The sequence below is a fragment of the Stenotrophomonas chelatiphaga genome, from assembly GCF_001431535.1.
GTDB classification, from domain to species: domain Bacteria; phylum Pseudomonadota; class Gammaproteobacteria; order Xanthomonadales; family Xanthomonadaceae; genus Stenotrophomonas; species Stenotrophomonas chelatiphaga.
In genome coordinates, this window is sequence record NZ_LDJK01000012.1 from 82054 (window position 1) to 92135 (window position 10082).

At 66.5% G+C, this 10082-nt stretch carries 8 protein-coding genes; 3 read left to right on the forward strand and 5 right to left on the reverse strand.

The window, feature by feature from the left end:
• Nucleotides 1-121: 121 nt before the first annotated feature.
• The 4 genes from ABB28_RS04300 to ABB28_RS04315 form a co-directional block, all read right to left on the reverse strand.
• The gene (locus ABB28_RS04300; protein WP_057507452.1) at nt 122-700 is read right to left on the reverse strand and encodes a TlpA family protein disulfide reductase; all 579 of its coding nucleotides are present in this window, start codon (nt 698-700) and stop codon (nt 122-124) included.
• Nucleotides 697-3078: a protein-disulfide reductase DsbD domain-containing protein gene (locus ABB28_RS04305; protein ID WP_057507453.1), complete on the reverse strand. Its 2382-nt coding sequence runs from the start codon at nt 3076-3078 to the stop codon at nt 697-699. Before ABB28_RS04305 ends, ABB28_RS04300 begins: the two co-directional genes overlap by 4 nt.
• Nucleotides 3079-3107: 29 nt before the next feature.
• On the reverse strand, nt 3108-3446 hold the full coding sequence (gene cutA / locus ABB28_RS04310) for a divalent-cation tolerance protein CutA (RefSeq protein ID WP_042614506.1): 339 nt from the start codon (nt 3444-3446) through the stop codon (nt 3108-3110).
• A 69-nt stretch (nt 3447-3515) separates the two neighbouring features.
• Complete coding sequence (locus ABB28_RS04315) at nt 3516-5318, reverse strand: endonuclease (RefSeq protein ID WP_057507454.1); 1803 nt, start codon at nt 5316-5318, stop codon at nt 3516-3518.
• A 270-nt stretch (nt 5319-5588) separates the two neighbouring features.
• Here ABB28_RS04315 and ABB28_RS04320 point away from each other — a divergent pair, with 270 nt between their 5' ends.
• Together ABB28_RS04320 and groL are read left to right on the forward strand one after the other, a co-directional pair.
• Complete coding sequence (locus tag ABB28_RS04320; RefSeq protein ID WP_042614504.1) at nt 5589-5879, forward strand: co-chaperone GroES; 291 nt, start codon at nt 5589-5591, stop codon at nt 5877-5879.
• A gap of 88 nt (nt 5880-5967) precedes the next feature.
• Nucleotides 5968-7617 carry a chaperonin GroEL gene (groL, locus tag ABB28_RS04325; protein ID WP_042614503.1) on the forward strand — a complete coding sequence of 550 codons (1650 nt, stop codon included), beginning with the start codon at nt 5968-5970 and terminating at the stop codon, nt 7615-7617.
• 199 nt (nt 7618-7816) lie between these two features.
• Here groL and ABB28_RS18475 read toward each other — a convergent pair whose 3' ends face one another.
• A complete protein-coding gene (locus ABB28_RS18475; RefSeq protein WP_083491923.1) occupies nt 7817-8554 on the reverse strand; it encodes an HIT domain-containing protein in 738 nt (245 codons plus the stop codon).
• A 424-nt stretch (nt 8555-8978) separates the two neighbouring features.
• Between ABB28_RS18475 and ABB28_RS04335 the strand changes: the two genes are divergently transcribed.
• Nucleotides 8979-10073: a 3-deoxy-7-phosphoheptulonate synthase gene (locus ABB28_RS04335; RefSeq protein ID WP_057507456.1), complete on the forward strand. Its 1095-nt coding sequence runs from the start codon at nt 8979-8981 to the stop codon at nt 10071-10073.
• The last annotated feature ends 9 nt before the right edge of the window (nt 10074-10082 follow it).

Below are 10082 nucleotides of genomic sequence, written 5' to 3' on the forward strand. Positions count from 1 at the left end.
GTAACGCCGGGCCCGAGGGTCCGGGTACTGCGCGGGGGAGGCGCCGTGGGGTATCCCTACCTGCGGCGAATGAGAATCACTCGCGTAGTGTTCCGGTCGCAGGCGCCAGGGTCAAGCGCACTCAGTCGCCGGTTGCCCAGCCTTCGATCTCGCCATGGACGAACGGCCCCAGCTTCCGCCGCACGATGCGGCCCTGCGCGTCCACCAGCACCGTGTAGGGCAGCAGGCCCTGCGTGTTGCCCAGGCGCACGCTGGCGTCGGCCCGGCCGGGGGTCTCCAGCACGATGGGATAGTTCACCGGCACCCGGCGCAGGAACTCGCGCACGCCCTCGGCGGTGTCCAGCGCCAGCCCAAGCACCTGCACGCCACGGTCGCCCTGGGCGGTGGCAAAGCGCGCCAGCTCCGGCATTTCTTCCACGCAGGGGCCGCACCAGCTGGCCCATACATTGATCAGCAGCGGCCGGCCATGGAACCGTTGCAGGTCCACCGGCGCGCCGGCCAGATCCGGCAGCACGATCGCCGGGAGCGGATCGCCGATGCCCGCCACGACCGGTCCAATGCCGTAATCAGGTTCCTTTTCCGTTTCGGAAACGGACCCTGGCCCCTGCCTCGAGGAAGTGTCCAGCTTCTGCCCCGCCCACAGGCCCACTCCACCGGCCAGCACCGCTGTCCACAGCAGTGCCGGCCGCAGGCGCTTCATCGTGCGGTGCGCAGCAGCGCTTCTTCGGCCAGTGCCTGGGTCAGTACGCTGGGCAGCACGATCGGCGGCGCGCCGGGGCCGTACACCACGTACAGCGGCACGCCCACGGCCTTGTGTTCATCCAGGAACGCGGTGATCTGCGGGTCCACGTTGGTGTAGTCGCCGCGCATGTAGACCGCATTCGTCCGCCGCAGCAGCTCCTGGAAATCAGGACGCGACAGCACCGCGCGCTCGTTGGCCTTGCAGGTCACGCACCAGTCGGCGGTCATGTTGACGAACACCACGCGGTTGTCCGCGCGCAGGCGATCGAGCATTTCCGGCGAATAGGCCACCACGTTTTCGCCGGCAGCCTGCGCGGCGGTCGCCGGCGGGGCCAGCCGGGCAACGCCCCACACCGGCACCAGGGCAGCCAGGATCACCACGCCGGCCAGCAGCGCACCCACGCGCTGGCTGCGCCAGCGGCTGCGCTCGAACCACCACAGGCCCAGCGCCAGCAGCACCAGTCCGCCCAGCACCAGCGCCATCGCATCCACGCCACGCTGCTTGCCCAGCACCCACAGCAGCCACAGCGCCGTGGCGTACATCGGGAACGCCAGCACGTGCTTGAGCGTTTCCATCCACGCGCCGGGACGCGGCAGGCGACGGGCCAGCGTGGGCACGAAACCGACCAGCAGGAACGGCAGCGCCAGGCCCAGGCCCAGTGCCAGGAACACCAGCATCGACTGCAGCGCAGGCGCGGCGAACGCGTAAGCCAGGGCCGGGCCCATGAACGGCGCCACGCACGGGCTGGCGACCACGCAGGCCAGTACCCCGGTGAAGAAATCGCCGACCGGACCGCTGCGCGATGCCAGCGACTGGCCGATGCCGCCGACGTTGCCGCCCAGCGTGAACACCCCGGACAGGCTCAGGCCGACGGCGAACATCAGGTACACCAGCGCGGCGATGAACCACGGGTGCTGCAGTTGGAAGCCCCACCCTGCGGCTTGGCCGGCCGCGCGCAGGGCCAGCACCAGCGCACCGATCACCGCGAACGCCACCAGCACGCCGGCGGTGTACCACAGCGCATGGGCGCGCGCCCGCTGGCGGCTCTCACCGCTCTGCGCCAGGCCCAGGACTTTCAGCGAAAGGATCGGCAGCACGCACGGCATCAGGTTCAGCACCAGGCCGCCAGCCAGCGCCAGCAACAGCACCACCAGCAGCCCCTTGGCGCTGGTCGGTTCCGGCGGACGCGTGCGCTGTGCGTTGTCCGCGCTCGCATCCGGGCTGGGCGCGGTGGCGCCGGCGGTGGCCGCGTCCAGACCCGCAGCGTCACCTGCCACGGGGTCCGGAAGGATCGGCACCACGCGACGGTTGTCGGTCTTCTCGCTGCCGGTGCCATCGGTGCGCTGCGCTTCGCGCGGCAATGCCGCCGGCAGCTCATTGCCGGCCGCGGTGGTCGCCGCCGTCGCATCGACCTTGCCGGCGGGAATGTCCAGCCGCACCCGGCGGGTCATCGGCGGGTAGCAGATGCCATCGGTCTGGCAACCCTGGAAGGTCACGACCAGGGTGGCATCCAGTGCCTCGGCACGGCTGCGGTGCAACGGCAGGGTCGCGTCGGTCTGGTCGAAGAACACCGCCACATCGCCGAAATGTTCATCGCGGTGCGACTGTGCCTGCGGCCAGCGCAGCGCCTCCACGCGGATGCCGTTGGCACCTTCCAGCTTCAGCGAGGTGCGGTCGCGATACAGGTAATAGCCCTTGGCCGGGGTGAAACGCAGCAGCAGGGTGTTGCCATCGTCGACGATGGCTTCGAAGCCGAAGGCCTTCTCCGAAGGCAGCGGCAGGCCCTGCACGGCTGCAGCGGTCCCGGGCAGGCGCAGGCCGCCACTGGCGCCACCCAGGGCGTTGTTCAACGCTGACCCGCCGGCCGCTCCGGCAATGACCGGTGAAGCGGCGCCTGCACCGCCGCCGGGCAGCGCGACCTGGATCACGCGCTTCTGCGGCGGGTAGCACACCCCCGCATCGGCGCAGCCCTGGAAGCGCACTTCCACGCTGACGGTGCCGGCAGCTGCGGCCGGCTGGCCCGGCAACGTGGCACTCAGGCGCTCGCGATAGGTCTCCACTTCGCCGAAGAAATCATCGTGGTGGCGCTCGCCGGCCGGCATCTTCAACGCACCCGCATTGAAGGCCGGGTCGGCCTTGGCACTGGTGCGATGGCGATACAGGTAATAGCCCGGCGCGATCTTCCACTGCAGCTGGATCTGGTCGCGCTGGGTCGCCGTGGCGGTCAGCGCGAACGCTTCGTCCACCGGCAGCAGGTCCTTCTCGCTCAGTGCCCAGGCGGGCAGGGACAGCGCCAGCAGCGCGCACACCGCAGCGCCACGACGCAACGACGCCATCCATGCTGATTTCATGAAACCTGCTTTCATCAACTGTGTTCCTCCCGGGTCTGTGCCCGGATCCAATCCAGATAGGCCGGCAAGCCGGCGCGTGCTTCGACCGCGATGCACTCGGGGAGTTCATACGGATGCAGTTCGACCAGCCGCGCCATCGCGGCATCGAGCCGGCTGGCGGTGGTCTTGACCAGCAGCTGCAGTTCGCTGTCGGTGGTCACTTCGCCCTGCCACCGGTACGTCGACCGTGCGCCCTCCTGGCGGGTGACGCAGGCTGCCAGCCGCTCGCCGACCAGCGCATGCGCGATGCGCTCGGCGCTGGCCAGGTCAGGACAGGTGGTGAACAGCAGCAGGACGGGATCGGCGGTCGACATCGCCGCCGAGTATAGGGCCCCGGTCCGGGCAGAAGGCCGGACCGGGGCATGAGCCGAATCAGAAAATGATCAGTTGGCCAGCTGGCAGCTGCTCGGCTTGGCCGAGGTGAACAGGGCCGGGGTGGCCCACTCGGGATGGTCGATGAACGGATTGCGGTTGCCCTGGAAGCTGTAGATCACCTCGTTGCGGGCCCGCTCCGCATCGGTCGGCGGGTCGGCCAGGTGCCAGTCGATCAGGGTGGACAGCAGGCCCATGTAGGCCGGCGAGCTGCTGGTCTTGACGATCCTGCTGCGGTCGTCGGTCAGCTCCAGGTCCGGCTCGGACTGGCCGGTTGCGGCATCCTTGCCGCCTTCATAACGGATCGCCATGTACATCACCGCACGCGCCATGTCGCCCTTGCGCTTGCCCCACACTTCGAACGAGCCCTGGTTGCCATCGGGGGTGCGCACCCAGTTGGAATTGCCCGGGTAGGCGCCGCTGCCGCCGCCCTGGCCATTGTTGGACTCGGTGGCGCGCTCGCCGCAGTTGCTGTCGCACTTGGCGAACGGCTTGTTGCCGCGGTCGGCATTCCACTGCGCATCGGTCAGGTACAGCATGTGGGTGTCGGTGTAGGGCGCATACGGCAGGCCCTTGTCGCCGGTGGTGCTGGCAAAGCCCAGCGAATTGGGCCAGGTGTGCTCGCGGTTGTAGGTCAGCCCGCTGCCGGTGCCCGCGCGGCCGCTGCCCTTGACGTAGCTGCGGTTGCGGTAGGCATCGAGCACGTTGCCGGCGTTGTTGGGATCTTCGTCGGCGATTTCCAGAATGGTCCAGCTGCTGGTGCCAGAGCCGCTGTACGGATACGCGGTGTGGCCCTTGATGGTTTCATGCAGCGAACAACGCAGCTGGCTCGGGCTGGAGGTATTCACCCGCGAGTAGTACGCGCCGGGATTGCCGGGATTGCCGGGATTGCCGGGATCCGGGTTGCCGGTGCTGCTGGCCACGGTGAAGGCGATGCGCGAATCGGCGGCCGGCCGTGCGCCCTGGCTGTCGCTGATGCGGCTGGCCCGGATATCGAAGCGGCAGGCTTCCCCGGCCACCAGCGCGGTGTTGGTGGAAATCTTCAGCGTGCGGCCACTGGACGGGTGGCTCAGCGGCACGCTGCCGGACTGGCCGCAGCTCAGCGCGAAGGCGCCGCTGGCCAGGGTGACGTTCTCGCTGAACACCACTTCCAGGTCACCGGCGGCGGGGAAGCTGTTGCTGCCCTGGGCCGGGGTGGTGGTGGACACCGACGGTGGCGTGTTCGGGCCGGGCGTGCCGGGGCTGCTGCTGAAGGTCTGACCGGTGTTGCAGGCGCCGAAAGTCTGGGCGGCCGACTCGGCCCAGGTGAAATGGGCGTACTGGCTGCCGCTGCCGGTGAGCTGCAGGGAGGTGCCGGGTGCGGTGCTGTTGCTCTCGGCGACCGGGATGTTCTGGCTGGTCAGGCCGGCGGCCGGGCCGCTGGCGGCGGTGATGGTGCCCTCGTAGCTGAGGAACTGGACCACCGCACCGCTGGCATCGACCAGCGCGATGCCGTCGTTGGACCCGTTCTGCAGGCCATTGGTCGGGTAGCTGACCACCGCGATGCTGGCGCTGCCGCAGGCCGCCGCGGTGCCGGCCGGGACCGGGTTGTTGGCATACACGCTGGCCGCCGACGGGGTGCTGCCGTTGTACAGGTAGAGGCGGTAACCGGACAGATCCTCGCCCGCAGTGGCGACCACTTCGATCGCCTCGCCGACGTCCCCGGCCGGCGTGCTGTCGTCGTAATGCAGTTCGTTGATGAAGACCTCGGCCCGGGCGGGCGAGATCGCCAGCGCCAGCAGGCAGCCAGCGGCAAGTGGTGACAGCATTCGCATCGACTACTCCTTGTGAGCGGATCCCCTGAAGGAGGAATCTAAGCCGATTGCGTGACATTTCATCGTATTTGCCCCCATCAGCGTGTAGGGCGTGACGGCGGTCACCAAAAAGATTCTTCTGGACGCCCCTTGAAAGGGCGGGGCCGGGCTCCATCTCTGCTGTGTCCCGCTCTGCCGGGCTTTTTTCTCGCGCGGTTCTGGCAGTCACCTGGGGTGAGTGCTAAAATCGCCGGAATACTTCCGTACAATCAATAACTTGAGAGGTCTCACATGAGCAACTTGAAGCCGCTTCACGACCGCGTCGTAGTCAAGCCGATCGAAGCCGACGAAATCTCGGCCGGCGGCATCCTGATCCCGGACTCGGCCAAGGAAAAGTCGACCAAGGGTGAAGTCGTTGCCGTGGGCCCGGGCAAGGCGCTGGACAACGGCAGCGTGCGCGCTCCGTCGCTGAAGGTCGGCGACAAGGTCATCTACGGCCAGTACGCCGGCAGCAGCTACAAGGAAGCCGGCGTGGAATACAAGGTCCTGCGCGAAGACGACGTGCTCGCCATCATCGGCTGAGCTGCGCCCGCGCACTCCGTTACCCCGTAGACCCCTTTCAAATCAAAGCCGCCGGGCCTGTCCCGGCGCTACATAACAGGTGAATTCAATGGCTGCCAAAGATATTCGTTTCGGTGAAGACGCCCGCGCCCGCATGGTGCGTGGTGTCAACGTGCTCGCCAATGCCGTGAAGGCAACCCTGGGCCCGAAGGGCCGCAACGTCGTGCTCGAAAAGAGCTTCGGCGCCCCGACCATCACCAAGGACGGCGTGTCCGTCGCCAAGGAAATCGAACTGGCTGACAAGTTCGAGAACATGGGCGCGCAGATGGTGAAGGAAGTTGCTTCGCGCACCAACGACGACGCAGGCGACGGCACCACCACCGCCACCGTGCTGGCCCAGGCCCTGATCCGCGAAGGCGCCAAGGCCGTCGCTGCCGGCATGAACCCGATGGACCTCAAGCGCGGTATCGACAAGGCCGTGATTGCCGCCGTCGCCGAGCTGAAGAAGATCTCCCAGCCGACCGCTGACGACAAGGCGATTGCCCAGGTCGGCACGATCTCGGCCAACTCGGACGAGTCGATCGGCAACATCATCGCCGAAGCGATGAAGAAGGTTGGCAAGGAAGGCGTGATCACCGTTGAAGAAGGCTCGGGCCTGGACAACGAGCTGGACGTCGTCGAAGGCATGCAGTTCGACCGCGGCTACCTGTCCCCGTACTTCGTCAACAACCAGCAGGGTCAGACCGCTGACCTGGATGACCCGTTCATCCTGCTGCACGACAAGAAGATCTCCAACGTGCGTGACCTGCTGCCGGTGCTGGAAGGCGTCGCCAAGTCGGGCAAGCCGCTGCTGATCGTGGCTGAAGAAGTCGAAGGCGAAGCGCTGGCGACCCTGGTGGTCAACACCATCCGCGGCATCGTCAAGGTCGTGGCCGTGAAGGCTCCGGGCTTCGGCGACCGTCGCAAGGCGATGCTGGAAGACATGGCCGTGCTGACCGGCGGCACCGTGATCTCCGAAGAAGTGGGCCTGTCGCTGGAAAAGGCCACCATCACCGACCTGGGCCGCGCCAAGAAGGTGCAGGTTTCCAAGGAAAACACCATCATCATCGACGGTGCCGGCGACGCTGCAGGCATCCAGGCGCGCGTGACCCAGATCAAGACCCAGATCGAAGACACCTCGTCCGATTACGACCGTGAGAAGCTGCAGGAGCGCGTGGCCAAGCTGGCCGGCGGCGTTGCAGTGATCAAGGTCGGCGCATCGACCGAAATCGAAATGAAGGAAAAGAAGGCCCGCGTTGAAGACGCCCTGCACGCCACCCGCGCAGCCGTCGAAGAAGGCGTGGTCCCGGGCGGCGGTGTGGCCCTGGTGCGTGCCCTGGTCGCCGTTGGCGATCTGAAGGGTGCCAACGAAGACCAGACCCACGGCATCCAGATCGCCCTGCGCGCCATGGAAGCCCCGCTGCGCGAGATCGTGGCCAACGCCGGTGAAGAGCCGTCGGTCATCCTGAACAAGGTGAAGGAAGGTACCGGCAACTACGGCTACAACGCCGGCAACGGCGAGTTCGGCGACATGGTCGAGTTCGGCATCCTGGATCCGACCAAGGTGACCCGTTCGGCCCTGCAGAACGCCGCTTCCATCGCTGGCCTGATGATCACCACCGAAGCCATGGTGGCCGAAGCCCCGCGCAAGGAAGAAGCTGCCGGCGGCGCCGGTGGTGGCATGGGCGGCATGGGTGGCATGGGCGGCATGGACTTCTAAGTCCAGCGCGTCCCGTAGCACCTGCATCATCAAGAACCCCGCCGGAAACGGCGGGGTTTTTTTGTGGGCGCTACATGCCTCGGTGGGTGACGACCGTTGGTCGTCACGCTGTCGACTCCCCGTTCCCACACCGTGACGCCTGGAACACGCCGCACGCCGCGCTCGCCGGGCACGGCTCGGCGCTACTGCTTTTCATCACTCAGTCGCCTGCGTTCCGCAGAAGGTCATCCACTCGCGCGAGCGCTTCGCGGCCTGCAAGGCGGCTCCCGCGAGATACCCAGGAAAAGCCATCGTCCTGGAACCGGGGAAACAGATGCAGGTGGAAGTGGCCCAGTTCATTGAACCGGCCGTTGTTCTGCAGCAGTGACACGCCATCGCACTTCAGGCAACCCTGCAGCTTGTTTGCCAGTGCTTTGGCCGCAAGCATGAGTTCGGCTAGAAGTCCGTCGGGCAGGTCTGTTATATCGGCAAGGTGCTCACGCGGACAAAGGAGGATGTGGCCCTCGTTGATCGGCATGTGATCCAGGAAGCACACGATGTGCCGATTCTCGAAAACCACATGTGCCTCCAGCTGGCCGGAAGTGATGGCGCAGACAACGCAATGTGGCATCGATACAGTCCATGACGAGGCGTCGTGAGAGCCCTCTGCACGCCGCAGGAGACTTTTCGACCATGTGGCCGTCGTTCGTGTTGCTGTCGACCACGCCGAGGAGCCACCTGTGCCGGAGCAAGGTGGCAGACGGTGCGGGTTGGCATACCGGCTGAGCACCCCCCCCAGATTGACCGGCGGATCAAAGATCCCCGCGCACCGTCCACCATGAACCGGGTAGCAGTACGGTGCATTTTCTGTCCTGACGCCAAGCATGGGCAGAGTGCGGGGGGGGTTACTCAAATCGGGATGCCAATCCCGGCGGGCCTTGTCGGTCCGCAGGAACATGATGCGTATACCCCATGTGCATGGCTATCAGGAAAGCTGCAAAACCGTCGGCACCCAGGCTTGCGTTTCCGCATCGCGATCCCGGGAACAGGCCGCGCTTCGCGCTCGCCGAGCACGGCTCGGCGCTACCCGCTGCGGTTTTCCAGCAGGGTGGATCAAGCCCGCGAATCAGCCTGAACCTTTCCCGCAGTTGCCGATGTAACAGTTGGCAGGCCTGAAACCCTGTGTTATCAATACTCCCCAATGAACGCACGCCACGCCAACTCGTACTTTTGGTATTACTTTCCGAAGCCACCGGCGGAGGAAGGACTGCGTTCACCCTGAAGAAACCCTTCAGCCGCATTCCCGAAAGCCGCCAGCGACCCTGGCGGCTTTTTTATTGCCGCCACGCTGGGGACCCCCACACGTTCGAGAGACCCCCGCCATGCCCCCCCATACCGACGACCTCCGCATCCGCAAGATCGAACCCCTGACCCCGCCGGCGCAGCTGCTGGCGATGCTGCCCTGCGACGATGAAGCGTCCGCTACGGTCACTGCCTCGCGCGCGGCGCTGCACGCCATCCTGCACGGGGCCGATGACCGCCTGGCCGTGGTGGTCGGGCCGTGTTCGATCCACGACCCGGCCGCCGCCATCGAGTACGCCCAGAAGCTGAAGCCCCTGCGCGATGCGCTGGCCGGCGAACTGGAGATCGTCATGCGCGTGTACTTCGAAAAGCCGCGCACCACGGTGGGCTGGAAGGGCCTGATCAACGATCCGGACCTGGATGGCAGCTTCAACATCAACAAGGGCCTGCGCATCGCGCGTGGCCTGCTGCGCGACATCAACAAGCTGGGCCTGCCGGCCGGCGTCGAGTTCCTCGATGTGATCTCGCCGCAGTACATCGCCGACCTGGTGGCCTGGGGCGCGATCGGTGCGCGTACCACCGAAAGCCAGGTGCATCGCGAACTGGCCTCGGGCCTGTCGTGCCCGGTAGGCTTCAAGAACGGTACCGACGGCAACATCAAGATCGCCGCCGACGCGGTGGGCGCGGCGACCAATCCGCATCATTTCCTGTCGGTGACCAAGCAGGGCGACACGGCCATCGTGGCCACCGCCGGCAACCCGGATTGCCATGTGATCCTGCGCGGCGGCAAGCAGCCGAACTACGATGCGGCCAGCATCGCCGATGCCTGCCAGGTGCTGGCCAAGGCCAGGCTGCCGACGCGCCTGATGGTCGATGCCAGCCATGCCAACAGCCTGAAGAACCCGGACAACCAGCCGAAGGTGGTCCAGGACATCGCCGTGCAGATGGAAGGCGGCGAGCAGCGCATCGTCGGGGTGATGATCGAAAGCAACCTGGTCGGCGGACGCCAGGAACTGGTGGAAGGCCAGCCGCTGGTGCATGGCCAGAGCATCACCGATGGCTGCATCGACTGGGCGACCACCGAAGTCGTGCTGGAACGCCTGGCGGCTGCCGTGCGCGCACGCCGCGAAGCGATCGCGGTGATCGCCGAACAAGTGGAAACCGAAGCCGCCTGAGCGGTGCAA